Annotated in this window: 26 protein-coding genes; 11 read left to right on the plus strand and 15 right to left on the minus strand. The window is 60.0% G+C overall.

Going from position 1 to position 26911, the window contains the following annotated elements:
- Window positions 1–48: 48 nt before the first annotated feature.
- The 8 genes from porL to lipB all read right to left on the minus strand — a co-directional run bounded on the left by porL (window position 49) and on the right by lipB (window position 7782).
- On the minus strand, window positions 49–852 hold the full coding sequence (porL, locus tag ABD842_RS17555) for a type IX secretion system motor protein PorL/GldL (RefSeq protein ID WP_345116825.1): 804 nt from the start codon (window positions 850–852) through the stop codon (window positions 49–51).
- Window positions 853–936: 84 nt separating this feature from the next.
- The gene (porK, locus tag ABD842_RS17560) at window positions 937–1956 is read right to left on the minus strand and encodes a T9SS ring complex lipoprotein PorK/GldK (protein WP_345116827.1); all 1020 of its coding nucleotides are present in this window, start codon (window positions 1954–1956) and stop codon (window positions 937–939) included.
- A 235-nt stretch (window positions 1957–2191) separates the two neighbouring features.
- A complete protein-coding gene (locus tag ABD842_RS17565) occupies window positions 2192–3187 on the minus strand; it encodes a PorP/SprF family type IX secretion system membrane protein (protein WP_345116829.1) in 996 nt (331 codons plus the stop codon).
- A gap of 142 nt (window positions 3188–3329) precedes the next feature.
- Window positions 3330–4160 carry a uroporphyrinogen-III synthase gene (locus ABD842_RS17570; protein WP_345116831.1) on the minus strand — a complete coding sequence of 277 codons (831 nt, stop codon included), beginning with the start codon at window positions 4158–4160 and terminating at the stop codon, window positions 3330–3332.
- Between the two features lie 78 nt (window positions 4161–4238).
- Window positions 4239–5429 carry a DUF4271 domain-containing protein gene (locus ABD842_RS17575; protein ID WP_345116833.1) on the minus strand — a complete coding sequence of 397 codons (1191 nt, stop codon included), beginning with the start codon at window positions 5427–5429 and terminating at the stop codon, window positions 4239–4241.
- Between the two features lie 24 nt (window positions 5430–5453).
- A complete protein-coding gene (locus ABD842_RS17580; RefSeq protein WP_345116834.1) occupies window positions 5454–6521 on the minus strand; it encodes an MraY family glycosyltransferase in 1068 nt (355 codons plus the stop codon).
- 70 nt (window positions 6522–6591) lie between these two features.
- The gene (locus ABD842_RS17585; RefSeq protein WP_345116835.1) at window positions 6592–7008 is read right to left on the minus strand and encodes a hypothetical protein; all 417 of its coding nucleotides are present in this window, start codon (window positions 7006–7008) and stop codon (window positions 6592–6594) included.
- Window positions 7009–7014: 6 nt separating this feature from the next.
- Window positions 7015–7782 carry a lipoyl(octanoyl) transferase LipB gene (gene lipB / locus ABD842_RS17590; RefSeq protein WP_345116836.1) on the minus strand — a complete coding sequence of 256 codons (768 nt, stop codon included), beginning with the start codon at window positions 7780–7782 and terminating at the stop codon, window positions 7015–7017.
- Between the two features lie 154 nt (window positions 7783–7936).
- On the opposite strand from lipB, the gene ABD842_RS17595 reads away from it, so the two are divergent.
- Window positions 7937–8296 carry a YraN family protein gene (locus ABD842_RS17595; RefSeq protein WP_345116837.1) on the plus strand — a complete coding sequence of 120 codons (360 nt, stop codon included), beginning with the start codon at window positions 7937–7939 and terminating at the stop codon, window positions 8294–8296.
- A gap of 105 nt (window positions 8297–8401) precedes the next feature.
- Here ABD842_RS17595 and ABD842_RS17600 read toward each other — a convergent pair whose 3' ends face one another.
- The 3 genes from ABD842_RS17600 to ABD842_RS17610 form a co-directional block, all read right to left on the minus strand.
- Entirely contained in the window at window positions 8402–9364 is a 963-nt protein-coding gene (locus ABD842_RS17600; protein WP_345116838.1) for a toxin-antitoxin system YwqK family antitoxin, read from the minus strand.
- Window positions 9365–9586: 222 nt separating this feature from the next.
- Complete coding sequence (gene htpG / locus ABD842_RS17605; protein ID WP_345116839.1) at window positions 9587–11419, minus strand: molecular chaperone HtpG; 1833 nt, start codon at window positions 11417–11419, stop codon at window positions 9587–9589.
- Between the two features lie 137 nt (window positions 11420–11556).
- Window positions 11557–11976, minus strand: a complete 420-nt coding sequence (locus tag ABD842_RS17610; protein WP_345116841.1) for a hypothetical protein — start codon at window positions 11974–11976, stop codon at window positions 11557–11559.
- A 648-nt stretch (window positions 11977–12624) separates the two neighbouring features.
- On the opposite strand from ABD842_RS17610, the gene ABD842_RS17615 reads away from it, so the two are divergent.
- The 10 genes from ABD842_RS17615 to ABD842_RS17660 all read left to right on the plus strand — a co-directional run bounded on the left by ABD842_RS17615 (window position 12625) and on the right by ABD842_RS17660 (window position 22491).
- Window positions 12625–12957: a hypothetical protein gene (locus ABD842_RS17615; protein ID WP_345116842.1), complete on the plus strand. Its 333-nt coding sequence runs from the start codon at window positions 12625–12627 to the stop codon at window positions 12955–12957.
- 374 nt (window positions 12958–13331) lie between these two features.
- A complete protein-coding gene (locus ABD842_RS17620; protein WP_345116844.1) occupies window positions 13332–15677 on the plus strand; it encodes a TonB-dependent receptor in 2346 nt (781 codons plus the stop codon).
- A gap of 130 nt (window positions 15678–15807) precedes the next feature.
- Window positions 15808–16650, plus strand: a complete 843-nt coding sequence (locus ABD842_RS17625) for an alpha/beta hydrolase (RefSeq protein WP_345116846.1) — start codon at window positions 15808–15810, stop codon at window positions 16648–16650.
- A 111-nt stretch (window positions 16651–16761) separates the two neighbouring features.
- Window positions 16762–17298 (plus strand): helix-turn-helix domain-containing protein, encoded by a 537-nt coding sequence (locus ABD842_RS17630; protein ID WP_345116847.1) that lies wholly within the window; start codon window positions 16762–16764, stop codon window positions 17296–17298.
- Window positions 17299–17387: 89 nt separating this feature from the next.
- On the plus strand, window positions 17388–18332 hold the full coding sequence (locus ABD842_RS17635) for a cation diffusion facilitator family transporter (protein WP_345116848.1): 945 nt from the start codon (window positions 17388–17390) through the stop codon (window positions 18330–18332).
- Window positions 18333–18393: 61 nt separating this feature from the next.
- The gene (locus ABD842_RS17640) at window positions 18394–19644 is read left to right on the plus strand and encodes an MFS transporter (RefSeq protein ID WP_345116849.1); all 1251 of its coding nucleotides are present in this window, start codon (window positions 18394–18396) and stop codon (window positions 19642–19644) included.
- A gap of 83 nt (window positions 19645–19727) precedes the next feature.
- Window positions 19728–20120: a hypothetical protein gene (locus tag ABD842_RS17645; protein ID WP_345116851.1), complete on the plus strand. Its 393-nt coding sequence runs from the start codon at window positions 19728–19730 to the stop codon at window positions 20118–20120.
- 101 nt (window positions 20121–20221) lie between these two features.
- Complete coding sequence (locus ABD842_RS17650) at window positions 20222–20671, plus strand: DUF6526 family protein (RefSeq protein ID WP_345116853.1); 450 nt, start codon at window positions 20222–20224, stop codon at window positions 20669–20671.
- Between the two features lie 159 nt (window positions 20672–20830).
- On the plus strand, window positions 20831–21133 hold the full coding sequence (locus ABD842_RS17655) for a DUF4286 family protein (protein WP_345116854.1): 303 nt from the start codon (window positions 20831–20833) through the stop codon (window positions 21131–21133).
- Window positions 21134–21237: 104 nt separating this feature from the next.
- Complete coding sequence (locus tag ABD842_RS17660) at window positions 21238–22491, plus strand: sterol desaturase family protein (protein ID WP_345116855.1); 1254 nt, start codon at window positions 21238–21240, stop codon at window positions 22489–22491.
- Here ABD842_RS17660 and ABD842_RS17665 read toward each other — a convergent pair.
- The 4 genes from ABD842_RS17665 to ABD842_RS17680 all read right to left on the minus strand — a co-directional run bounded on the left by ABD842_RS17665 (window position 22425) and on the right by ABD842_RS17680 (window position 26788).
- Window positions 22425–22952 (minus strand): GNAT family N-acetyltransferase, encoded by a 528-nt coding sequence (locus ABD842_RS17665; RefSeq protein WP_345116857.1) that lies wholly within the window; start codon window positions 22950–22952, stop codon window positions 22425–22427. The two genes, ABD842_RS17660 and ABD842_RS17665, sit on opposite strands and share 67 nt — an antisense overlap.
- A gap of 287 nt (window positions 22953–23239) precedes the next feature.
- Window positions 23240–23470 (minus strand): hypothetical protein, encoded by a 231-nt coding sequence (locus tag ABD842_RS17670; RefSeq protein WP_345116859.1) that lies wholly within the window; start codon window positions 23468–23470, stop codon window positions 23240–23242.
- Between the two features lie 79 nt (window positions 23471–23549).
- A complete protein-coding gene (locus ABD842_RS17675) occupies window positions 23550–25775 on the minus strand; it encodes a prolyl oligopeptidase family serine peptidase (protein WP_345116861.1) in 2226 nt (741 codons plus the stop codon).
- Between the two features lie 332 nt (window positions 25776–26107).
- Window positions 26108–26788 (minus strand): hypothetical protein, encoded by a 681-nt coding sequence (locus ABD842_RS17680; RefSeq protein WP_345116862.1) that lies wholly within the window; start codon window positions 26786–26788, stop codon window positions 26108–26110.
- Window positions 26789–26911: the final 123 nt, after the last annotated feature.

Here is a 26911-nt window from a genome sequence, read left to right on the forward strand (position 1 = left end):
AGTCGATAAAATTATTGGACAGAAACGTTCAGTGCTTTGCTGCCAGCCTTAGCTGGTAGCGCGCATGGCGTTTAGCATGTTGCCGTACACGCGGTTCAACGAACCCAGGTTGCCGGTCAACTGTGTTACTTCCTGTTTGAACTGCTCGGTTTCTTTGCCCGCCTCGGTCAGGTTTTCCATAGCCTGGCTGAGCGTACCGTAGAACTTGTTCATGGACTTCAGGTGCGTGTTGGCATCCTGCAGCTCCATTTCGTACACTGCGTTCAGAGCGCCCAGGTTCTTGGTCACGTTCTGCACTTGCTGGTGGTACTCACGGGCATCCGACGTAGCGTCCGACATTGCTCCGATAGCCTGAGCCGTCTGCGCGTAAGCCTCATTGATACGCTCCAAAGACTGAGCAGCCGAGCGAACCTTCGTCGTGTACTCCTCCGTGGCATTGGTGGCGTCACCCAGCGAAGAAAGCTGCTGCGTGGTGGTGCTCAAGCGATTCAGACCCTGACCCAGCGAAGCAATGGCCTCAGGAGTCACGTTGGCATCCTTCAGCATGTCGTCCAGCTTGCGGGTCAAGCCCTGGCTGTTGTTAGCGGCCAAGCTGTTGCTGCTCGTGGAAGGGTCGTAGCCTTCCGACAGCTCCGGGTAAACCAGCGACCAATCCGTTTCCTTGCCTCTGGGCTCGAAAGCACTGAGAAAGAAGATCAAAGCTTCGGTTCCTAGGCCGATCATCAGCATTAGGTCAGCACCTTTCCAGTGCAGGATTTTAAACAAAGCCCCGATAATTACGACTGCTGCCCCGATGCCATACACCTTGGGCATAATCACGTCATACATGAAGCTACCGCCTTTTGCTGCCATTTTACTTGAGTTGAAAGAATTGGATTGGTTGAAGAAACTAAAAGCTGTTGGGAAGCGGGAATTTAATGGCTGCCAGAGGCAAGGTTAGTTCAGTGCGGTGTTGGTGCCCTCACCAATCTGAATCATAGCGGTCCGGAAACCGATATAAGAACGGGCGGAGTCCTGGTATTCAAAATTACGGGAGCCGGTTTCCAAGAAGTAGGAAATATCCTTCCACGAACCGCCACGGACTACTTTGCGCGGCTCGTTATCATCGGGATTGGTTGGGTTCATGTCCCACACAACGGGTACGGAGGCTTCCATGTAAGCATCATCACACCACTCAGCTACATTGCCTGACATGTCGTACAAGCCAAAGTCGTTCGGGAAGAAGGAGCCTACTGGAGCCGTATAAGCGTAGCCGTCGCTGGCGTAGTCGCCGCGGCCGGGCTTGAAGTTAGCGAGCATGCAGCCTTTCGAGTTACGAAGGTAAGGGCCGCCCCAAGGATATGTTGCCAAGTTACGGCCGCCACGGGCAGCATACTCCCATTCAGCCTCGGAAGGCAGACGGAAGTTCGGAGTCGGGGCAATCCCCGCCTCTTCGTTGGCGCCATTCTTGTTTTTGGTACGCCAGTTACAGAAGTACTTTGCCGCGAACCAGTCAACGCCCACCACAGGATAGTCGTCAAAGGCCGGGTGCGTATAATAGTATTCCATCAGTGGGTCGCCCATGTGGTACGTAAAGTCACGCACCCAAACGGTCGTATCAGGATACAGCTCGGTCATGACATACTCTTCGCCAAGTACATCGATCGAGTCCTGCCGGATGGCGTTCATAAACTGGCGATACTCATTATTGGTAATCTCAGTCTCGTCCATGTAGAAGCCGGCAATAGTTACCTGCTTGTTCATGTTCACCATCGAAGCCGAGATATCCTGGTCCGTCTGCCCCATGTGAAATGTTCCACCGGGACAAGGCACCATTCCGAAAGGAACCTCCTGCGGGTTAAACTCAGGACGGTCTTCCGCCCCGACCAGGTCGCCCTGCGGTCCTTTACCAAAACCACAGCCCCCCAGGAACAGCGCCGAAAGGGCTAAGAGAGGCAATACGAGTAACTTGTTCATGTCAAGAAAGAAAAGACTATTCAGGCGGCGATACCCGAAGATTACAATTTAACGAGCCCGCAAATCTAGTGAATCTTACGTTCGTCCGCAAACCTATCGTTCAATACCGTCCAACTGTCTACGAACTAGACGAGTTCCCGGTTGAACGAAGAACGAAGACGACTTAGTACAACCCCACCACAATTCCAGTCCGCACGTAATCAGGTAGTCGAAATGCCTTGTAACAGGCTGTTGTTTAGAAGCTATAGCGAGGAGTGCGAACAGCTGGACGAGTAGCCAGACCGGGTTTGGGCAAACGATAGGAAAGCATAATCTCATGCGAACTCACAGCAAGCGCATCTTGATTAAATGCAATAAAGTCAAAGGCGTAGCCAAACCGCAGAGCGTTGTCTTTAGCAAAGCTCATGCCTAAAAGGCCCGTGAATGACTCATCATAACGGTAGCCCAGGCCACCCCAGAACTTGTCATCAAAGGTAGCACGGGCTCCAACCTCGTACGAATTGTTTTTGAAAGTAAATTTATTGTTGTCACTAAACTTTCCTGGCATCACCAGCTTAGCAATAACTGTTGGTGTGACGATAACAGAGGAGCTTGCCTCGATATTGTAGCCAGCGGTAAAATACGCGTGGTTTTCAGCCAATATACTAGCTGTTGTAGGGCTGCCAAGGGCTTCACTCTTGAAAGCATACTGGGAACGTAGCAGGTTGTTGACGCTGAGTCCAGCGTACAGTTTATCCGATTCGTACCAAACCCCCGCCCCCAAATCAAACTTACTATCGGAGCTTGGCAGAGGCACTTTAGGATCATTGGGGTCAAGCGCCCGATGGGTGCCTTCCCCGAAGCGGTTCATTACGCCCTGAATACCTAATCCGAGCTTACCAGCGCCTACTTTCAGGTGCTTGGAATAAGACAGCTGCACATTGGTAGCTTTCCGGACAGCTATTTCATCCTGATAAACGTGAAAGCCAATACCGCCACCGATAGCAGCCACGGGCAAAGAGCCGGATAAAACCACCGTTTTAGGTGAGCCACCGGCGTCAAAAGAAGCCCCGTAGCCAGCATACTGATATCTACCGATAAGGGTGACATCCCCTTGGCCTTTTATTCCGGCATACGCTGGGTTCAGATACATCCCATTGAAGCCGTAGTGGCTAAACTGAGGCTGCTGCTGTGCCAGGGCTGAACCGGCAACTACCGATAGCAGGAAGGTGGCGAGTAGAGTTCCCTTCATAGAAGCGACTTAGCGGGTGGTTTGTTACGCGTTGGGGTGGGCAACACAAGGTATCCAAATGTATGGAAAAAACCCTCTGCAACAAATACACAAAAAAACTAGCCGATCTACTCCGTAAGGATACAACTGCCACTTTCCCCCGCTAAGCGCTCTGCTTGCCGCTGGCCTTCTTCTCTTTATTGGTTTCCAGATTGTGATGATAGCGGATATACGCTTCGATAGCCCCCGTCATGGAAGGAGCGTTGGGCTGGGGGGCTTCTATATCCAGTTCTAAGCCAGCATCCAGCACGGCCTTAGCCGTGGTAGGACCAAAAGCCGCTATGCGAGTTCCATCCTGCTCAAAATCAGGGAAGTTGATGAAAAGCGAACTGATGCCGGAAGGGCTGAAGAAAGCCAGGCAATCGTACTTCACGTCCGTCAGATCTGATAGGTCGCTGGCAACGGTACGATAGATGACGGCCTCCGTAAACTTAAAGTTATTGGCCCGCATGAACTCCGGAATATCATCCTTTCGGATGTCCGAGCAAGGGTATAAAAACTTCTCGGTTTTGTGTTTTTTGATGACGTCGAACAAATCGGCGGCGGTGCGCTGGCCCACAAACAGCTTGCGCTTACGCAGCACGATGTACTTCTGCAGATAGTTGGCAGTCTGCTCCGAAATGCAGAAATACTTCATTTCCGCCGGCATTTCCAGCTTAGCTTCCTGGCAAATACGGAAGAAGTGGTCGACAGCATTGCGGCTGGTGAAAATGATGGCGGTGTGCTCCGCAATGTTGACTTTCTCTTTCCGAAAGTCCTTGTAGGAAACCGGGTCAACTTGAATAAACTCCCTGAAGTCGACTTTGATGCCGTATTTCTCGGCAATAGTAAAGTAGGGAGATACGTCGGTGGTCGGCTTCGGCTGGGTCACCAGAATGCTGCAGATGCGTTTCGCGTGCCGGCCCGTGCCCGGTTTATCTTTGCTCTCGGACATAAAATCAAAAAAAGGGTAAGTCTCGGGCGATAGGACGTTCGTTGGAAAATTATCAGCCAATGGGCTGATAACCGGGCATTAGTAGGTAAAAACGATCAATTTCAACAAAATGACCAACGGAATCACTTCCGTGGCGCAAAGGTAAGAAAACAAATGCAGATTTAGTAAGGAGCTCCGTCGGTGCAGCGTACGGGCGATGCGCAGTACGGTGCCAACCAACATCAAGGAAACCACCCCATTGGATACCCACAATACCGTCTCGGGTAGAGTTTGATTTAGTCCTAAGTACAGCAGCATAACTACGGGCAGGAACAGCCCCATAAACAAGATGGTCCGCACAAACTCCCGGTACTGTACCATCACAAGGAAGGTGACGTCAAAAATATAGCCCATCAGCTCCAGAAACAGGTATTTCCCCAGCACAAACCCCGCTACCAGCCCCGCGTACAGCAGTACCCGCAGCACAATAGCGGACTCTGGCACGTCAAAAAGGCGGCGCAGGATGACGATGGTCTGGATGTTGGTATGGATAGCTACCAGCAGCAAGGCAAAGGACAAGGCAAAGGCCAGGACCAGCAGCAGATTCAGCCAGGTTATGGTGGGCTTGGTCAGAAAGTCCTGGTCGTTGGCCTGTTTGCTCCACAAGCCCTCAAACTGATAGATACGTGCAAAGCCCGGCTGGTAAGCCGCCCGGATACCACCGTAGAGCAGCCCGATAAGGAGCAGAAAGCACAAAAATACGTTCTGCCCCTGATGGCCTCGTGGGCGCGGCTGCGCGAGCAACGGAGTGACTTTTTTACCCGGCTGAGTAGCAGCAGTTACGACGGCGTTGGTGAACGAAGCCAGATTCGGCGGTATCTCGGGCTGCCACACGCACAACAGGTGGGGCCCCACCCGCTGCGCCGGGGGAAGCAGCCTAGCGACATCTACCGTGTAGGAAGCCGGGCTACGTGCCGTGAAGACCAGCCTGTTGTCCAGAAACAGGCTCAGGTCTTTCCGGGCAGCGAAAGTAATGGACAGCGGGCGGCCGGGCCGGATAGTTATCCACTGGTAATAAGCCTGCGCCGGACTATGATAATCGGGCAGATACAGGATCAGGCTGTTGCGCGGAGCGTCGTAGATCAGCCAATCGGCGGAAAGGCCGCCACGGGGCGCCAGGGGCAACGGCCGGTACTCCGCGGCCCGGGTTGAACGGCTGCAAAACAGCATTCCGGCCAGGAAGAGCAGCAAAATAAGGAAGCGGACCCCGTTCATTGTCTTCCGCAGCATGGGTACTACTAGTTAGAAGCGCTGCTATGAGGCAACGCGCTGCTGAGCACTGCGGCTCTGGTACACGCCCAGAAAGATGCTTAGCACCAGGGAAAACGCAACCAGGCCCGTAATCAGCCAGGTGTTGCCGATGGCAGCAAAGTTGATGACGAACAGGATAACTACCAGGTTGAGCAGCCCGAGCAGCATGACGGTGCTGATCTGCTGGAATCCCATGGCCAGAATGCGGTGGTGAACGTGGTTTTTGTCGGGTGCAAATGGTGAACGGCCGGCCATCATGCGCACGATAAAGACGCGCAGCGTGTCGAACAGGGGCACAAACAGGACACCAATGGCCACCGACGGCGACGACGAAGCGAAGGGCTGGCCAACTTTCAATCCCATTTCGATGAACTGAATGGTCAGAATAGAGACTATAAAGCCGCAGACCAACGAGCCAGTGTCGCCCATAAAAATACTGGCCCGGTGGAAGTTATAGCGCAGGAAGCCCAGCATACCGCCAATCAGGCACACGGAAACAAACACGTAGTTGCCGTAGCTGGCGCCCCCGTAGCGCAGGAAGTAGTAGCCGTAGGTGGTGGTGATAATCAGGACAATGGTACCGGCCAGCCCATCCAGCCCGTCGATCAGGTTGATGGCGTTGGTGATGCCGACAATGGCCAGGAAGGTGAAGGCGTAGCTGATGCCGACGGGCAGCTCATGGATGCCGAGAATTCCCTGAAAGCTGGTCACGCGCACATCGGCCATAATCATCACGATACCAGTGGCCAGTAGCTGACCCACAAACTTTTTGGCCACGGAGATGCTGACCAGATCGTCTTTCAGGCCCACGAAGAACAGCACGATGCAGCCCGCCAGCAGCTGCTGGATGCCGTTGCTGAGGTCGGCAAAGATGGTCAGCGACGACATGAAGCCCGCAAACACGGCCACGCCCCCCAAACGGGGCGTCAGCGACTCATGCACGGTCCGCACGTTGGGCGTGTCGAGCATGTTTTTCAGGTGGGCAATATAGATGATGGATGGCACTGCAAACAGCGCCACCAGAAATGCCCAGAGAAAGGACAACCCCAACTGAATTCCGATTGGATTCATACGTATCGGCTCAAAATTAAGCAAATATGCCCGAGAATTCGAGTTCTGCAGGCCGTTTGCGAGTCAATGCCTAACTGTGCAGCACACCTGCACGGTCGAGCAAGGAAATGTGGATTAGGTTAGCGGGTACAATGGAATCGGGCACGAAGATGTACTTCTTATCGAATATCTGCGGGCCGTGGTAATAGCTTACCCAGTACTGGTTGTTGAGGTGAAACAAATCCGGGTCGATAGGTTCAATGGGCACGGCCGTCTGGGGTTCTACTTCCATAATGACATGCCGCAAGGTCGAAGTCCGCACGGTTTCGCCATCCTCGCGGGTGCCGTAGCCATTGGAACTGACTATGACGTTGCGGAGCGGAAAAGCGTTGTGATTGAGCAGATAAACCTGCCATATCTGCTTGCCTTCGTCGGTAGCCACGGGCTCGTCGGGAACTATGGCAACGGATACGCCTTCAACCGGATCAAATGTGATGTCGTCTTTCATGCCTGCTTAACCTATGAGCGTTGCATCGAGCAGAGTAGCCAGATGCCGCAGCAGTTTTTCTTCGACCTCCGGTAGCGGCACCGCCCGCCCCAGCTCCTGCTGCAGGGAGGTGACGGCTTTGTCGGTGATGCCACAGGGCACAATGTGTCCGAAATACGAGAGGTCGGGGTTTATGTTGAAGGCCAGGCCGTGCATGGTCACCCAGCGGCTGCACTTGACGCCCATCGCGCAGATTTTGCGCGGATTGGTGGCGGCCTCCTCAAACCCCAGCCAAACCCCGGTAAGCCCCGGAATCCGGCCCGCACTCAGGCCGTAGTCGGCCAGCGTCAGGATAACGGCTTCTTCGAGCACGCGCAGGTAGCGGTGAATGTCGGTGAAGAAGTTGTCGAGGTCCAGGATGGGATACCCAACCAGCTGCCCCGGGCCGTGGTAGGTGATGTCGCCGCCCCGGTTGATGCGGTGGTAGGTAGCGCCGTGCGCCGCCAGGCCGGCGTCATCCAGCAGCAGATGCTCGGGCTTGCCGCTTTTCCCCAGCGTATACACGTGCGGATGCTGGCAGAGCAGCAGAACGTTGGGCGTAGACTCCGGTAGCCGGCCGGCTTCGGCCGCCTGCCGGTTGCGGGTTTTGACAGCCACCGCAGCGGCCAGCAGCTGTTCCTGATAGGCCCAGGCAGCTTCATAGTCGGTGAGGCCGAGCTTTTCAACCCGAATCTGCCGGTTCTGCCCCGCCTCCCGGGCGGCGGGCGTCAGGCTGCTGGCAGCAGCGGGCGGCATTACGCAGGAGGGAAGAAGGGTCATGGCAGCATTCTGATGAACCCAAAACGGCGGGTATGAGCAGCTTCCGGCTCGGGTAAGACTGCCCGGAAAACGCGCAAAGGTACTAGATTTAGCTCCAACCTCCATCCGTGTACCGCTTCGCTCCTCACCTATGGCTTCCAGTGCCCACCTGCTCGGCCACGCCGGCGAAGCTGCCGCGGCGGCTCATCTCGTTGCCCAGGGCTACACCATCGCGCGCCGCAACTACCGCTACCGGCGGGCCGAGGTCGACCTTATTGCCCAGCGCGGAGCCGAGCTGCTCGTATTCGTGGAAGTAAAAGCGCGCTCTTCAGCGCAGTTTGGGCATCCGGAGGAGTTCGTGACGGAGCGCAAGCGGCAGCTTTTCCGGCTGGCGGCCGAGCAGTACCAGGAGGAAACCGACTGGCGGGGCGATATCCGCTTCGATATTATAGCCCTGCTCCAGACCCCTGCCGGCCTCCGCCTCGCCCACTTTGAAGATGCATTTTACTAAGGCCCCGACGGTTTATATCTTACCTGAGACCCGGGCGCGGGCGGGAGCCGCAAAAAAGCCCGCTCGGGCAGGAGCGGGTAGCGGCCTCGGCGGCGGGCCGGAAGCTTACTTCTTGGCGCCCGGCCGGTCGGTTACGCTGTCCCGCTTGTCGTACTTGTCTTTTTCGTACACCATCACGCCGTTGCGGTTGTACTCCTTGAGCAGCGCCGGCGCCGGCACCTCGGGCTCGTAGCCCGACTCGCCGTACTGGTACACGTAGCGGCGGCGGTCCTTGGTGTTGCGGAAGCCCCAGTACCGGGTCCACTCACCGACTTTCTTGCCGTTTTCAAACTGGCCTTCCCACTCCCGCTTGCCGTTCTCGTTGAAGCTCACGTAGTCGCCTTCAATCTTACCCTCGGCGTAGGGAATAACTTCTTTGAGGCGCTTTTTGTCGTTGGCGTAGAAGCTCACCTGCGCGTCGCGGGGGAAGCCCATTTCGTAGTGGTTCTTGCTCAGCAGCACGTTGTCCTTGCCGAACTTCTCCCAGCGCAGATGGCGGGTACCCAGGGCAAAAAAGCCGGTTTCGATGACTTTACCACCCTGCATCTTCTTGTAGGGGCCGTGCAGAACCTTGGCCGTGGCCGGGTCCAGCTCTTCGGTGGTTTTGAAAACCTTCCGCTTCTTGGCGTCGAAGAAGTAGCGGGCCGGGGCAAAGTCATTGGGCTGCTGGAAGGTGCGCAGATAATGGAAGGTTTCGATAACCTGGTTACGTCCCTTGGGACCATACTTGGTAAATCCCTTCTTGATTCTCTCGCCGAGGAAGATGTTCTTTTTCTTCTTCTTGTTGCGCTGCGCAACCTTCTCCTTTTCCTTGGCGGCCTTTTCCTGCTCCTTGGTCAGCACTACCTTATTGGTTGCCAGGGAAGGCGCACCCGTGGTGTCGCGGGCCGTGGTGAGGGAGTCGCGCACGACCGTACCGGCCAGGCTCTGATCAGGCTTGCTGTTAAATGAAACGGTCTTTTTGGAGCAGGCCCCGGCGGCCAGCAGCAAGACCGTAAGCAGCAAAAGAAGCGGACGAAGTGGGCGCATCAACGGAATAAGGCGAATTCGTAAGGTCGAACGTAAAGATATAGGGATTTGGTGCCCGGGCAGCGCAGGCCCGAGCTGGGGAAGCAGCGAAATGGCGCGGGACCGGGGTTCTTCCCGGTAGCTATACCGGCGCGCTTCACCCGGCCGGCCAGCCGCCGAAAACAGAAAACCCCGGCGGCCTGCCGGCTGCCGGGGTTTTCCTTATCTGCTTTATACACAATGCTACTCAGCCGCCAGCAAATCGGCGCTGCGTTTCACAAAAGCGGTGAGGGCCTCGCCTTTCAGCATGCCCTGGGCCAGCAGGCCCAGATCGAAGGCCTGCCGGGCCAGCTGGGCGCCAGCTTCGCCCTCGGCATTCAGCACGCGCTGGGCCACGGGGTGGTTGGCATTGATGCTCACCGTGTAGCTGTCGGGCAACGAGCCGAACATCTGCATGCCGCCGCCGCCGCCAGTGCGCTGCATGTCCTTCATGCGGCGCATGAACTCGGGCAGCGTGATGATAACCGGCGCATCCTGGGGCGAAAGGGCCTCGACCAACACGTGCATCTGCTCGTTGCTGATGGCCTTGGTGAACAGCTCCTGCAGGCGGGTCTTGTCGTCGTCGCTGAGCACGCTCTCGGCGGCCTCATCCTTGTCGATGAGCTTGCTGGCAGTCTCGGCATCTACGCGCTTGAAGGTGGTTTTCTCCAGCTTCTGCTCCAACTGTCCGATAAAGTGCGAGTCCAGCGGGCCGTTGAGGTTGAGCACGTCGTAGCCACGGTCCTGGGCGGCCTGCACGAAGGCGTGCTGGGCCTCGGCGTCGGTGGTGTAGAGGATAACGGTCTGCTCGTCCTTGCTCTTCTGGTTGGCCTGCACAAACTCCTGGTACTCGGGCAGGGTGAAGAACTTGCCCGCCACGTTCTGCACCAGCACGAAGTCCTTGGCCTTCTCGTAGAACTTGTCGTCGGACAGCATGCCGTACTTCACGAACAGGCCGATATCCGACCACTTCTCCTCGTAGCCGGCCCGGTCTTTCCGGTAGAGCTCGGCCAGCTTGTCGCCGACTTTCTTGGTGATGTAGGTATTGATTTTCTTCACCGCCGCATCGGCCTGCAGGAAGCTGCGCGACACGTTCAGCGGAATGTCGGGCGAGTCAATCACGCCGTGCAGCAGCATCAGGAACTCGGGTACCACGTCCTTCACCTCGTCGGTGATGAATACCTGGCGCGAGTAGAGCTGGATTTTGTTGCGCTGAAACTGCAGCTCGTCCTTCACCTTGGGAAAGTACAGGATGCCGGTCAGGTTGAACGGGTAGTCCACGTTGAGGTGAATCCAGAACAGGGGCGGCTCCGAAAACGGGTACAGCTCCTGGTAGAACTTCACGTAGTCCTCGTCGGTGAGCTCGGCGGGCTGCTTGGTCCAGATGGGAGCCGTCTGGTTGATAACCTCGCCCTCGAACTCAATTTCGATGGGCAGGAACTTGCAGTACTTGTTGAGGATGGTGCGCAGGCGGGCCGGCTCCAGAAACTCGTCGGAGTCGGCGGCCACGTGCAGCACGATGTCGGTGCCGCGGTCGGCCTTGTCGGTGGTGTCGAGGGTAAACTCAGTGCTGCCGTCGCAGGTCCAGTGGGCGCCTTTGGTGCCTTCCTGGTAGCTCCGGGAGAAGATTTCGACGTTGTCGGCCACCATAAACGCCGAGTAGAAGCCCATGCCGAACTTACCGATGATCTGGTCCTTGGTGGCCGCGTCCTGCTCCTTGTACTTCTCCACAAACTCGGAGGCCCCGGAGAAGGCAATCTGGTTGATGTACTTCTTGATTTCCTCGGCCGTCATGCCCAGGCCGCGGTCGGCGATGGTGATGGTGCGGGCGTCCTTGTCCACGCTCACCTTCACCTTCAGCTCCCCCAGCTCGCCTTTGAACTCACCCAGCTGGGCCAGGCTGCGGAGCTTCTGGGTGGCGTCTACCGCGTTGGAAACCAGCTCCCGCAGGAAGATTTCGTGGTCGGAGTAGAGGAATTTCTTGATGATGGGGAAGATATTCTCGGTGTGAATCGAGATGCTACCTTTCTCTTGCATAACGCAGGGCCTAAGGGTGATAAAAACAAAAAAACCGGACGAAACGCCAGCCGGCTCAGACTTGGTTCCGTTCGGTTTGGTGCTTCAAAAGCTGTTCCACGCCCGGCGCTCCTGCCAGTTTGACAGCGTTGCCGGTTCTACCGCTGCTCCGCGGCGGTTGTCCCGCCTGCCAACTGCTGCCACTCCTGTTCCAGCATCCCGATGCGGGGCGCCGAGTCGGTGAGCCAATCCAGCGCGGCCAGCGTATCGGAGAAGAACTGCACGTTGGAAGGCGTATAGTGCTGCGCATCGAACATGAGGTGCTCCACCACCAGCACGTTGTGCAGGCTGAGCGGCAAAACCAAGCCGATTTTTTTCACGCCCAGCTCCACAAACTGGGGCAGCCACTGTTCCCCCAGCCACACCTGCTCGTCTATTCCCACCAAGGGCATGTCGGAAGTGTCGGCCAGCCACCTGGTGACTTTGTGCTGCTGGGAGAAGGCGGCCAGGTAGTCAAATGATTTTATAAACTTGTCTAAATCAAGACTGCCCCGCCACTGCCAGCGCAGCAGATTCATAGAATTATCGTATTGAAAATGAAGCGAATCCAGTTGGTAAAGCATGCTCGTCCGGCACCCACTGATAAAGGAGTGAATGTCGGCAAATATACTAAATAGCAGCGTGTTAATAGCCAGCACTTCTACCAACTGCCTGAAACAGTCGACCAGCTACCGAATTACACAGCTCAACATTTAGGCGGCCCGACGAACGGATCCACTTTGTTGCTTCATATTTCCCTCTTCCTTTTTGAAAATATCATTTTTATAACTATTTAAATAAACCGAGTCGCCCTCAACTGACCCTTCGGCCGCTGACCACGATTGTCGGTACACGGTGGCGGGGTGACGGTAGCTGAACTGCCCGCGGCGAAAAACGAAGGACTGCATCAGGAGCCGGGTTAGATGAAAAGCATGGCGTCGGCCGCCGGCAGGCGCTTGCAGGAGGGCCGCAGGAACGCGGCGAAAAGGCGAAAAAACGGCTGCGAGAAGCTATTCATGGCGACGGGAGGAATTAAAGACACCCAATACCACAAAGGTCCGGCACCCGTATTGACTGCAGGTTGCCACGCCGTTACGCTTTTATGAATCGGTCAGCTGGGGCTTCGGAAGACCTGGCTGGAGCAAAAATCCGCTACATTTGCCTCCCCTCTGACTCTGTTGTTGCACATGCGCGCTTTCCGCTCTCATCTGGCTGTTCTGCTGCTCCTGTGCTTCGTGCGGGTGCTGCTGCCGGATGGCTGGGTGCTGAACCTGCACGCCCACGACCACACCACCGAGCTGGCGCCGGCCCGCATCAAAGCGGCCAAGGTGGTTCTGACGGCCAAGCACCAGCACTGCCAGACCCACCATTTCTGTGCCCTGCCCTTCCAGCCCGCCATGGCACTGGAATTCACCCTGTTGCCCGGCTACAGCCGCCCCCGGGCTACGGCGCCCGTTTCGGTCTGGACCAAGATCACGCCCGCCGCCCGGCAGCTGCGCGGCCCGCCCACCCGGGCCTAGGCCTAGCCCCCGCCTGGCGTCCCCGAAGCGCTATCCGGGCCGCGGTGCCGGCTAGTCAGACTGGCTTTTGGCAGCGTCTCAGCTTTTCGGGCAGTTCCTCCTAAACAGCCTTGCCGGGTGTGACGGTAAGCAAACGACGACTCTTGACGCTTGGCAGCCTGGCTGCTGACCTGGTAAGCAAGGCCCGGCCGGTGGCCCCACTCCCCGGACTCCCGGCCGCAGCCGGAGTTCTTCCTTTTCTGCACGGCGACTCCAATGCGCCGCTGCTTCCCCTCCGATTTTTCTGCTGTATGTCCCGATTTTTTCTGGCGGCTCTATCGCTCTTTGTTGCCTGTTCTGCCGCGGCCCAAACCTCTCCGGTTGCTGCGCCGAAAATGAGCCGCGCGGTAGCGGTGCCCGTCACGGGCCGTATTACCGATGGTGCCACCCAGGAGCCTTTGCCCGGCGCCACCGTCCTGTTTCCCGACCTCAAGCAAGCCACGGCCACCGGCGCCGACGGCACCTTCCGGTTCAGCAGCCTGCCCCGGGGTCGGTTTCTGCTGCAGGTGCGGTTTCTGGGCTACAATACCGTGGTGCGCACCGTGGATACGGGCAACCCGCAGACGCTGAACATTGCCCTCACCACGGCGGCTACCGAAATCGGTCAGGTGGTGGTGACCGGCGTTTCGGCCGCCACCGAGATGCGCCGCTCCCCGGTGCCGACCACCGTGATTAACCATACCCGCCTTAGCCAGGCCGCTTCGACCAATGCCGTGGATGCTATTGCCCATACGCCCGGCGTAGCCCAAATTACCACCGGGGCCGGCATCAGCAAGCCCGTTATCCGGGGGCTGGGCGCCAACCGCGTAATTACCCTGAACAACGGCGCCAAGCAGGAAGGCCAGCAGTGGGGCGACGAGCACGGCATCGAAATCGATGAGTACGCCATCGACCGGGTCGAGGTGATTAAGGGCCCCGGCAGCCTGCTCTACGGCTCCGACGGCATGGCCGGCGTCATCAACTTCCTGGCGCCTGACCCGGTGGAAGAAGGCCGGGTACTGGCCTCCGTGGCCACAAACTATCAGACCAACAACCACCTGCAGGGCTATTCGATAATGAATGCCGGCAATAAAAGCGGCTTCAACTGGCTGGTGCGGGGCAGCAGCAAGCTGGCCGGCAACTACCGCAACCGCTACGACGGCCGCGTGTACAACTCTGGCTTTCGGGAGCTGGATGGCAACGGCTACGTGGGCCTGAATAAAAGCTGGGGCTACTCCCACCTCACCGTTTCGTCGTTTAATCAGCGCGTGGGGCTCGTGGAAGGCGAGCGGGACGAAGCCACGGGCCGCTTTCTGAAGCAGGCCGCTTCCGCCGACTCGGTGCTGGGCGTACCCGTGACGGATGCCGACCTGCGCGGCTACGGCCTGGCTGTGCCCCAGCAGCAGATCGGCCATCTGCGCCTGGGTACCGACAACAATTTCATCCTGGGCCAAAGTCGGCTGACGGTGAACCTGGGCTGGCAGCAGAACCTGCGCCGCGAGTTCGGCAACGCCCTCGACCCGGCCGAAACCTCTCTGTTCTTCCAGCTGCGCACCCTCGACTACGCCGTGCGCTACTATCTGCCCGAGCTCAGCGGCTGGAACCTGACGCTGGGCACCAGCGGCATGCAGCAGACCAACGCGAACAAGGGCGTTGAGTTTCTGATTCCGGCTTACCGGCTGTTCGACAACGGCGTGTTTGGGGTGGTGAAAAAGAGCATCGGCCGCCTCGACCTCAGCGGGGGCCTGCGCGAAGACGTGCGCATCATCACCGGCGACGCGCTGTTTCTGGACGTCAATGCCCAGCCCGCCGCCGGCGGTGAGCAAAAGTTTGCGGCTTTCCGGCGCACGTTCCGCAACGTGTCGGGCAGCGTGGGCGGCTCGTTCAGCGCCACCGAGAAGCTGGTGCTGAAGGCCAACGTGTCGCGGGGCTTCCGGGCTCCCAACATTGCGGAGCTGGCTTCCAACGGCAAGCACGAGGGCACTATCCGCTACGAAATCGGCGAAACCAACCTGCGGCCCGAAACCAGCCTGCAGCTCGACGGCGGCGTGAGCTACGCCACCGAGCACGTCAGCCTGAGCCTGGATGCGTTTCGCAACCGCATCCAGAACTACATCTTCCCCAGCCGCCTCGGCGACTCCATCTCGGCCGAGGGCGACCCGGTGTTCCGCTACGGGCAGGGCACGGCCCAGCTGGCCGGCGGCGAAATCAGCCTCGACGTGCACCCCCACCCGCTGGACTGGCTGCACTTCGAAAACTCCTTTTCGATGGTGCGGGCCGTGCAGCTGAATCAGCCTGAGGGCCAGCAATACCTGCCCTTTATTCCCGCCGACCGGCTGCAGTCGGAGCTGCGGGTGAACCTCCGCACGGTGGGCGCTTCGCGGCTGGGCAACCTTTACGCCAAGGCCGGAATCGAGCATACCTTCGCCCAGAACCGCTTTTTCTCGGCCTTCGACACCGAAACCCGCACGGCGGGCTACACGCTGGTAAATGCCGGGCTGGGCTCCGACGTGCAGAGTGCCCGGGGCAAAACGCTGTTTTCGGTGTATCTGGCCGCCAACAACCTGCTCGACGTGGGCTACCAGAGCCACCTGAGCCGGCTGAAGTACGCGGCCTATAATGCGTCGAACGGCCGCTCCGGCGTATTCAACCAGGGCCGCAACGTGAGCGTGAAGATGGTCGTGCCGCTGGCGTTCAACTAAGCCCGGCCGGAGAAAAGCCGGCCGCTCCGGCGTCAGAACTGCTTGCCGGGGCGGAAGCCCTACTTTTACCCACCTTCCACTCGTCGGTAGCCTGCCCCAGGCGATACTGCCGGGCCAACCTGCTTGTGCTATGCGAAGTACCTGCTTTGCCTGCCTCGTTTTTCTGCTCGGGCTGAGTACCCGGCTGCTGGCCCAGACCCGGCCGGTGGCCGACGGCAGCTCCGCCGCGGCTCCGCTGGTCATCGGCCAGACGTTCACCCTGAGCTCGAAGGTGCTGGGCGAAACGCGCCGCATCAACGTGTACCTGCCCGCGGCCTACCAGGATTCGGCTACGCTGCGGCTGCCGGTGCTATACATGCCGGATGGGGGCCTGAAAGAGGACTTTCTGCACGTGGCCGGCCTGCTGCAGGTGCTGACCGGCAACGGCGGCATGCGGCCGTTTATCCTGGTCGGCATCGAAAATACGGCCCGCCGCCGCGACCTGACCGGCCCGACCACCGTGGAGAAGGACAAGAAGATTGCGCCCCGGGTGGGCGGGTCGGCCACGTTCCGGCAGTTTATGCGCACCGAGCTGATGCCGGAGGTGACTAAGCGCTACCGCACCACGGCCGAAAAAGCTATTGTGGGCGAGTCATTGGCGGGCCTGTTCGTGCTGGAAACCCTGCTGCTGGAACCCGACCTGTTCGACACCTACCTGGCCTTCGACCCCAGCCTGTGGTGGAACAACGAGCAGCTGGTGCAGCAGGGCGCCACGCTGCTGGCCAAAAGTAGCCAGCCCAAAACGCTGTACGTGGCCTCCAGCAATGAGCCCGGCATTGTGGAGCCCCTGGCCCGGATGGAGAAAGTGCTGCAGAGCAAGGCGGCCCGGCACCTGCAATGGCATTACGAGCGGATGCCCGGGGAAACCCACGACAGCATCTACCATCCGGCCGCCCTGCGGGCGTTTCGGGTAGTCTTTAAGCCCGGGCAATAGATTTGATTTACCTTTTTGACAATACTGAAAAACGTAGAGCAAATTAATCGATATATTGCTTTACGTTTTTCAGTATTGTCAAAATTGTGAAGCAACACTCTCAGCTGCGTAATGAATATTGTAACAGCGACTAAAACCGGCTTGCTGCCCCGGCTGCGGACCTGGTTTGGGATGAGTCAGGCCGGGCTGGGCCGCTGCCTGGGCCTGAGCAAGGCGATGGTGTCGCAGGTGGAGCGGGGCGTGCGGGGCCTGCCGCTCCGGGCTGCCATGCCGCAGGCCGTCCTCACTCTGGCCCTGCACACCACCGCCCTCGACCCGCCGCCCGAGCCCCTCGACCTGAAGGCCCTGCAGCGGCGGCGGCAGCTCTGCCAGTTGCGCGCCAACGACCTGGCCTTCGAGCTAAGCGGCCTGCTGGAGCGTGCCACCTGGGCGCGGCGGCGGCTGGCGGCCCTGCCGACGCTACGGGCGGCCCTCGCCCCGAATGGGGCCGAGCTGCCCGAGTGGGTAGAAGGCTTTGCCTCGGAGGCCCGCAACGAGCTGGTGCGCAGCGGCACCACCGCCCAGGCCCTGCTGCGGCTGCGGCTGGCGGCCCTCACGGCGGAAGCCGCCGAGGCCGCGCAGGTACTGGCCGCCGCCGGTGCCACCTGAACCAGCCGGCGCCGACGAACAAGCCGAGCAGGGCGTTGTGCCGTACACACTATGCCGCTCGGCCTGCCGCTTTCCATCCTTCTACTCTCATGTCCCACGACCACCACGGACACGCCCACGCTGGTCATCACCACGGCCCGCCCGCCGACGGTAGCTTCGGCCGGGCCTTTGGCTGGGGCATCGTGCTGAACCTGCTGTTTGTAGCGGCCGAGGCCACGGGCGGGCTCTGGGCCCATTCCTCGGCCCTGCTCTCCGACGCCGGCCACAACCTGAGCGACGTACTCAGCCTGGCGCTGGCCTGGGGGGCCACGCGGCTGGCCAGGCGCCGCTCTTCGGCCCGGTATACCTACGGCTACAAGGGCATTACCATTCAGGCGGCCCTGCTCAATGCGGCCTTGCTGTATGCGGCGCTGGGTGGCATTCTATGGGAAACCATTGACCACCTGCGCCACCCCGCGCCGGTAAACGGGCAGCTGGTGATGCTGCTGGCGGGCCTGGGCATTGCCGTGAACGGCTTTACGGCCTGGCTGTTCAGACGCGGGCAGCAGGCCGACGTGAACGTGCGCGGGGCCTACCTGCACATGCTCACCGACGCGCTGGTGTCGGTGGGCGTGGTGGTGGGCGGCGGACTGGTGGTCTGGACCGGCTGGCTCTGGCTCGACCCGGTCATCAGTCTGGGCATCCTGGCGCTGGTGGCCTACGGCTCCTGGGGCCTGCTGCGCGAAACCGTGCAGCTCAGCCTGCAGGCCGTACCCGCCGGCATCGACCTGGAGAAAGTGCGTGAGTTTCTGCTGGCCCGGCCCGGCGTGCTGCAGGTCCACGACCTGCACGTGTGGCCGCTCAGCACCCAGGAAACGGCCCTGACGGTGCATCTGGTGCGCCCCGGCGGCAGCGGCGACGCCAATGCCTTCCTGCAAACCCTGCAGCACGACCTGGCACACGAGTTCAACATTGGCCACAGCACCGTGCAGATTGAGCAGGATACGCCCGTGCCCGGCCCCCACGGCGGCTGCGCCGCAACCGACGGGGCCTGACTTCACCATCAGCAGAATCTGCTTAATATGCGGCCTCTATCCGTCCGTTACGCTCCGCTGCATGCCCACTCCCACCCTTCCTGACCCCACCGCCAAAACCGCGTCCCTGTTCAGCGCCATCGTCATTGTGGCCTCGCTGGGCTACTTCGTCGATATCTACGACCTGATTCTGTTCAGCATCGTGCGGGTGAAAAGCCTGAACGAGCTGGGCGTGACGGCCGCCGCGGAAGTCACCAACCAGGGCCTGTTCCTGATCAACATGCAGATGGGCGGCATGCTGCTGGGGGGCATTCTGTGGGGCATACTGGGCGACAAGCGCGGGCGGCTGAGTGTGCTGTTCGGCTCCATCCTGCTGTACTCGCTGGCCAATATCGCCAACGGCTTCGTGCAGACCATCGACCAGTACGCCTGGCTGCGGCTCATTGCGGGCATCGGGCTGGCCGGCGAGCTGGGCGCGGGCATTACGCTGGTAGCCGAAACGCTGCCCAAGGAAAAGCGCGGCTACGGCACCATGATTGTGGCCACCGTGGGCGTTTCGGGCGCCATGCTGGCCTACTGGGTGGGCGAAGCGCTGGGCTGGCGCAATGCCTACTTCGTGGGCGGCGGCCTGGGCCTGGCTCTGCTGGCGCTGCGGGTGGGCGTGTACGAGTCGGGCATGTTTGAGCAGACCAAGCAGACCGACGCGCCGCGGGGGCAGTTTCTGAGCCTGTTTACCAACGGCCCACGGCTGGCCCGCTACGTGAAGTGCCTGCTCATTGGCGTACCACTCTGGTTCGTGGTGGGCATTCTGATTACGCTGGCCCCCGAGTTTGGGCGGGAGCTGGGCGTCACCGGGCCGGTAACGGCGGGACTGGCCGTATTCTGGTGCTACTTCGGCCTCGTGTTCGGCGACTTCGCCAGCGGCACCATGAGCCAGCTGCTGCGCAGCCGCAACCGGGCCCTGCAGGTGTTTCTGGGGCTGTGCGGCCTGATGGTGGGCGTGTACCTGTTCGGTACCCGCGGGGTGTCGCCCACCACATTCTATGCCGTCTGCTTTCTGCTGGGGCTGTCGGTGGGGTTCTGGGCCCTGTTCGTGACCGTGGCCGCCGAGCAGTTTGGCACCAACCTGCGGGCCACGGTAGCTACCACGGCGCCCAACTTTGCCCGGGGCTCGGTGGTGCTGCTGGTGCCGCTGTTCAAGGCCCTTACCGGTCCCTTGGGCATGATCGGCAGCGCCATCACCATTGGCCTGGGCTCCCTGCTGATTGCCTTCTGGGCCGTGAGCAATCTGCCCGAGAGCTACGGCCAGGACCTGGACTTTGTGGAAGAGTAAGCTGGCCCGGGTTTGAGCTGTGAAGAACTTTGGGCAGGGCGCGGCGTACACGGCTTCAACCACTCGGTTTTCACCCCACCCCCATGAAAAAGATCCTCGGTCTATTAGCCCTAGTTGCGGCCTCGGCCTTTTCGGCGCAAGCCCAGACCACTCCCACTTCCACGCCGACTACCCCCACCACGCCCGAGCAGCCCGCTGTGCTGACGCCGGCTATGCAGGAGCAGCGCGCCGCCGAAGCCCGCACCGCTTACGACACGCAGAAGCAGCAGACCAACGCCAGTGCCCAGGCCTCGCGGGATACCCGCAACGCCATGAGCGACAGCAAGGCGCAGATGCGCGAGCAGAAAAAGCAGATGCGGGCCCAAAACGAGCAGCTCAAGGCCCAGCGCCGCACCGAAAAAGAAGCCAAGGCCCGCGAAAAAGCGGCCCGCACCCAGATGAAAGAAGAAAAGAAGCGGGCCAAGGAAATGAAGTAATTCACCTGCCCACCCGTCATTCCTGAAAACTCCGGCTTCGGCCGGAGTTTTTTTGTTACCTAGTCATTCCCCTTTTTCACTTTCCCCCTTCTCCTTGCCCGATGGCCGAAAAACCGACCAAGAACACCCCTATGCTTTACCCGTGGCACCACTTCGTGCTGCTGCCCGCCGCCCTCATCCTGGCCGGCTACGGCATTCGCCGCTACCTCGACGTGGCGGGCCACGACGATGAAACGGCCCGCTTATGGTTTACCGTCATGGCCCTGGCCGTGGTCGGCCTGGGCGTGCTGGTGATGCTGCGTCAGCACTACGCCCTGCGGCTGCAGGACCGGCTGCTGCGCCTGGAAGTGCGGCAGCGCTATTTTGAGCTGACCGGCCAGCGTCTGCAGCCCCTGGAAGCCCAGCTCACCCTCAAGCAGATTCTGTCGCTGCGCTTTGCCGGCGACGCCGAGCTGCCGGCGCTGGTACAGGCCGCCATTAAGGAAAACCTTAGCCCCAAAGACATCCAGGCCCGCATTCAGGACTTCCAGTTCGACCACCTGCGCGTTTAAGGTCTTGGGGTCTTGGGGTCTTGGAAACCAAGTTAGGGGGGGCCAGGGCGCTGGGTTTCCCAGGGCAGGATTTTTTCTCCGACTTTTGCGTTACCACCGGCTGGCTCCCCGTCAGCGCCAGCCAACAACTCAAAACCAAGACCTCAAGACCCTAAATCCATGATTCTGTACAACGTTACCACCAGCCTGGACCCGGAAATTGCCGAAGACTGGGTTGCCTACATGCGCGACACGCACATGCCGGAGGTTATGGCCACGGGCTTCTTTCTCAAAAGCCAGCTCTGCCGCCTGCTCAATGAAGAGGACGACGGTATCACCTACGCCTCGCAGTACTACTGCGTGAGCCTGGAGCAGCTCGAAGAGTACCAGACCGTAGCCGCCCCCGTGCTGATTCAGGAGCTGGAAAAGCACTTCGGCGGCCGCTACGTTTCCTTCCGCACCATGCTGGAAGTAGTGGGGTAAGGCGCGCCACCGGTTTGAAAAGGGCTGATTCCGTGCGGAGCAGCCCTTTTTTTGTTATCTTTCTCTGCCTGACCGCGCCTGCCAACCCTCTCCCCCGCCCGCGTATGAGCCTCAACCCGATTGTGCTGTCCATCCCGATTTACTTCGCCCTGATTGGGGTGGAGCTGTTGGTTGAGCGTACCCAGCACTCCGACAAATACCGGTTTCACGACGCCATTACCAACATCAGCTGCGGCATGACGTCCCAGATTGCGGGCGTGTTTCTGAAGGTGGCCGTGGTGGGGCTTTACGAGGTGCTCTACACGCACTTTGCCCTGCTGCACATTCCGCGCACCTGGGCCACGGGCCTGCTGCTGTTTGTGCTGGCCGACCTGTGCTACTACTTCGCCCACCGCTACTCCCACGAAATCAACTTCTTCTGGGGCGGCCACGTGGTGCACCACCAGAGCGAGGACTACAACCTGTCGGTGGCGCTGCGGCAAAGCTCGTTTCAGGGCATGTTCACGTTCCTGTTTTACCTGCCGCTGGCGGTACTGGGCTTTGAAACCGAGTTTTTCATCTACGTATCGGCCCTGGTCACGCTCTACCAGTTCTGGATTCACACCGAGTTTATCGGGACCATGGGGCCGCTGGAGTGGGTGCTGAACACGCCTTCCCACCACCGCGTGCACCACGGCCGCAACCCCAAGTACATCGACAAAAACTACGCGGGCACCTTCATCGTCTGGGACCGGCTGTTTGGCACGTTTCAGCAGGAAGAAGAGCGGCCGGTGTACGGCATCACCACGCCGCTGAACTCCTGGAACCCGGTCTGGGCCAACTTCGGCCACTACTTCCAGATGCACGAGCAGCTGCACCACACGCCCGGCTTCGCCGATAAGCTGCGGGTGCTGTTTGGCAAACCCGGCTGGCGCCCGGCCCACGCCGGCGGCCCCCACCTCATCCCGGAAGTAGACACCGCCGCCCATCAGAAGTACCGGACCGATGCCCCGGCTTCCGTCAACTGGTACGTTTTTGCCAACTACGTGACGCTAATGGGCGTGGCCGCGGTCTTCATGTTTACCCACAAGAGCATGGAGCCCATGACGCGCTACCTGGTAGCCGGGTGGTGCATGTGGACGGCCGTAGCCTGTGGGGCCCTGTTTGAAGCCAGGCGCACCGGCTACCGGCTGGAACCGCTGCGCCTGGCGGCCTCGCTGGCCCTGCTGCTGTTTGCCCTGCACCAGCAGCCGTGGTTCTGGCCGGCCGCCGCCGCGGGGGCAGGGTGGCTGGCGGCTATGCTGCTCTGGGTTTACTCGTTCCGCACCACCTTCGCGCCCACGGCTTCGACCACTGCGGAGTCGCACCGGTACGCCTGAAGCTGCTCGGCACTCAGGTTGCCATTGAGCCATTCCGGGTCGAGGTTGGCGCCGATACGCTTGTAGAAGCCGATGGCGGGCTCGTTCCAGTCCAGCACCTGCCATTTCAGGCGGTAGGCGTTGGTGCGCCGCGCCTCGGCTACCACGGCATCAAAGAGCTTGCGGCCGATGCCCGTACCCCGCGCCGCTTCGGTCACGACCAGGTCTTCGAGGAACAGCATGCGGCCCTTCCAGGTAGAATAGGCCGTGTAGAACAGCGCAATACCCAGAATGCCCTGCTCCGCCGTTTCGGCCACGAAGAACCCGAAGATGGGGTCCGGCCCGAATCCGTCGCGCCGCATGTCGGCCAACGTGTTGGTTACTTCCGCCGGCGCCCGCTCATAGATGGCCAGCTCAACAATTAACTCGTGCACGCGGCCCAGATCGGCTTCGGCACCGCGGCGGATGGTGATGGTAGACATGGGAGAAAAAGTTAAATCCGGCTGTCGTCTTTGATCGGGCGGACGCTTGCGAAGGACCTTCCTCGCAATTAAGCAGAAGCCTTATGCAACGGGTCAAGCTCCTTTCCGGCCGTTAGCAAAAGAGTGCCGGGCATTGCAGGAAGCTTTTCCGCGTCCGCAGAGGAAGGTCCTTCGCTCCATTGCGTTGCGCTCAGGATGACAAACTAATTAAGTAATTCAACACAGCAACGCCCATCCGCTGCGGGCAGCAAATGGGCGTTGAAAGTACTCGGGCCCGCAGACCGGAATTACATCTGGGGCTGCATCTTTTTGATGTCCTCGGTGGCGTTGGCCGCGTTGATTTCGCGGGTCGCCGGATTTTCCGGGGCTGCTTTGCCACCGGTGGTGTCAGGGGCGGGCGGAATGGGTGGCAGGGCCTGGGTGGCTATGTCCTCATCGGTTTTGTAATCGGGGTTGTGGCACGAGGTAACGGTGAGGGAAGCGGCGGCCAGCAGACCGAGCAGAAACTTTTTGTTCATGGGTAAGCCGAAATAAGACAGTCGTTTGGGACTTTGGGGCCGCAAGATACGAAGCAGGCCGCGAAACCCGCCTACGCAATTAGCGCCCCGTCGGATACGGATTCACGCCCATGTTCTGAAAGGCGAAGGCCCAGATGTCGGTCCACTCCTGAATCTGCAGGGCCGTGCTCTTGCCCGCGCCGTGGCCGGCATTCACGTCTACCCGGATCAGCTGCGGGTTGGGACCATTGTTGGCCGCCTGCAGCGCCGCGGCATACTTAAACGAGTGCGCGGGTACCACCCGGTCGTCGTGGTCGGCAGTGGTAATCATGGTGGCCGGGTACGCGACGTCGGTTTTCAGATTGTGCAGGGGCGAGAATTTGTAGAGGTTCTGAAACTGGGCGAAGTTGTCGGAGGTGCCGTACTCGGGTGCCCAGTTCCAGCCGATGGTGAACTTCTGGTAGCGCAGCATGTCCATCACGCCCACGGCCGGGAAGGCCACGTGGGCCAGATCGGGGCGCTGGGTCATGGTGGCGCCCACCAGCAGGCCGCCGTTGGAGCCGCCGGCAATGGCCAGGTGCTGGGCGTCGGTGTAGCTCTGGATTTTGAGGTACTCGGCGGCGGCAATGAAGTCGTCGAACACGTTCTGCTTGCGGGGCGTCATGCCGGCCTGGTGCCAGGCCTCGCCGTACTCGCCGCCCCCGCGCAGGTTCGGAATGGCCAGAATGCCGCCGTTTTCGAGCCAGAGCATGCGCACCACCGAAAAGCTGGGCGTGAGCGAGATGTTGAAGCCCCCGTAGGCGTACAGGTAGGTCGGGTTCTGACCGTTGAGCTTCAGCCCTTTCTTGTGGGTGATGAACATCGGAATCTTGGTGCCGTCCTTGCTGGCGTAGAACACCTGCGTGGTCACGTAGTCAGCCGGGTTCACGTCCACTTTCGGGGCGCGCAGCACGGTGCTTTGCTTGGTGGCGAAGTCGTAGCGGTAAATCGTGGTGGGGTAGGTAAACGAGGTGAAGGAGTAGTACACGCTTTTGGCATCCCGGCGGCCCCCGAAGCCCGAGGCCGTGCCGATGGCGGGCAGCTCCACGTCGTTCTGAAACTCGCCGGTTTCGCTGTACACCTTCACCTGGCTGCTGGCGTCCTTCAGGTACGTCACCACCAGGTGGCCGCCCACGTGCTCGATGCTTTCGAGCTTGTTCTCGCTCTGCGGAATCACCTCTTTCCAGCTGGCTTCCTGGGGCTTTTTGGGGTCGATGAGCACCACGCGGTAGCGCGGCGCCTTGTAGTTGGTGAGCACCAGCAGCTGCCCGCCCACGTTGCCGACCACCGAGTTGGTGTGCTCGTAGCTGGCAATCAGGGGCGTGAACTTGGTGGCCTGCTTCGCGTCGGTTAGGTCGCGCACGGCGAGGCGGTTGCCGTCGGCTTTGCCATCGGTGGTGTAGAGGGTCAGAAACCGCTCGTCTTCGGTGGTGCCCACGGTGCGGAAGCCCAGGGCCATGGCCTTGTCTTCGTACACCAGCTTATCGGCGCTCTGGGGCGTACCGAGCTGGTGGTAATAGACTTTGTGGAACTCGTTTTTGCCCGACAGCTGGTTCTGCCCGGCCTTGGGGGCATCGTAGCGGCTGTAGTAGAAGCCATCCTGGGCCCAGGCCGCCCCCGACACTTTCACCCACTGCAGCTCATCATCGAGCGTTTTACGGGTCTTCAAGTCCATCACTTTCAGCTTCTGCCAGTCGGAGCCGCCGCCGCTGGTGGCGTAGGCCAGGTAGCGGTGGTCGTTGGAGAAGTAGGTGCCGGCCAGGGCCGTGGTGCCGTCGGCCGAGAACTTGTTGGGGTCGAGCAGCACGTCGGGCTGGCCTTCGGCGCCATTCTGCTGCACGTAGAGTACGGCCTGGTTCTGGAGGCCGTCGTTTTTGGAGAAGTACAGGTTGGACCCTTCCACCTGCGGCACGCCGTAGCGCTCGTAGTTCCACATTTTGGTGAGGCGGGCCTTGATCTGCTCCCGGAACGGAATCTTGTCGAGGTAGCCAAACGTCACCTTGTTTTCGGCCGTCACCCAGGCTTTGGTTTCCGGCGAGTCGAGGTCTTCCAGCCAGCGGTAGGGGTCGGTGACGGACGTACCGAAGTAGTCGTCGGTCTGGTTGGATCTACGGGTTTTGGGGTATTCCACGGTCAGGCGGGGTGTTGCGGGCGCGGCGGCCCCGCTGCGACGGTCCGAAGCACTCGACGTTTCAGCAGCTTGGGCAGCCGTATCCTGGGCGGGTTGGGAGGAACGGCAGGCGGCCAGCGTCGTCAACGACAGCAGGGCCAGGGTGGTTTTACGCATAGCTCGGATAGGGTAAAAACGGGCGTCTGCCCAAGGTAACGCCAAATACGCCGGCCGGGCCGATTTTATTTCCCCCGGAACAGGATTTTACACCCACTGATTACCGGGCCCGGCTGACTGCCGGCCCGCCCTGGCGGCTTTGCCCCCTCCCGGATTAGTGCAAACGCCTACTCTACCCACTGCTTATCCCTGACCCGAAGGCAACCCGAAGGCAACCCGAACGCAACCCGAACACAACCCGAACACAACCCGAACGGAAGGCGAAGGGACCATACAGGTACGGCGAACCAGCCATCCCGGCAGGATACTATTTCCTAGTAGCAACCAAGCACTTAGCGGGCCGTGGCTATGCGCCCGATCTTGGGAATGACCTGAATCAGGAAGCGCTTGTTCTGGCCTTCGCGGGCCCCGGCGTAGCGGCCGGTGCCGAAGAAGCCGCTGCCCCCAATGATGAGCTCCACGCCGCGGTCCTGGCTGAAGTCGAGGCCGTTCTGCTTCCAGAAGTTGAGCAGGTTCAGGGCCCGGCGGTAGCTGAGCTGATAGGTGAGCTGCTCCTCAGCCCGGTTGCGGGCATTGTTGCCGGCGTAGCGCGCGGCCATGCCCTCCACAATCACGAGGTAGCGCACGGGCTGCTCGGTCTTGATGGTTTTAAGCACCGAGCGCAGCGTGCGGCCGGCCTGCAGCAGGGCAGGTTTATAGGCGTCCTGAATCTCGTCGCGCCCGGCCTTGAACTGCACCGGCACCAGCAGCTCGTGGCGCTCCAGCGTGGGGTCGTACTTAAAATAGGTGCCCTCCAGCCGCTGCAGGGAGCGGCGAATCTTGGTTATCTGCTCCAGCTCCTCGGCCTTGGCCTTCAGCTCGCCGTTGGCCTTTTTCAGGTCGTTTTCGCGCTCCTTGAACAGCTTGAAGCTATACACGAACAGCACCAGCATCACCACGAAGAGCGACGTCATCAGGTCCACGTAGCTGGGCCAGAAGAAGTCGTTGGAAGAGCGGTTTTGCGGGTCGTTCATGGTCTTTTGAGTATTATTCTAGGGGCTTAGGAAGCAGAAGTCAAGAGAATGGGCGTAACTTACTGTTATGCAGCCTGCTAACCGCTACTATAAGTGCAGCAAAATTTCGACCCTTAAATTCCG

Source organism: Hymenobacter algoricola (assembly GCF_039539525.1).
Taxonomy (GTDB): domain Bacteria; phylum Bacteroidota; class Bacteroidia; order Cytophagales; family Hymenobacteraceae; genus Hymenobacter; species Hymenobacter algoricola.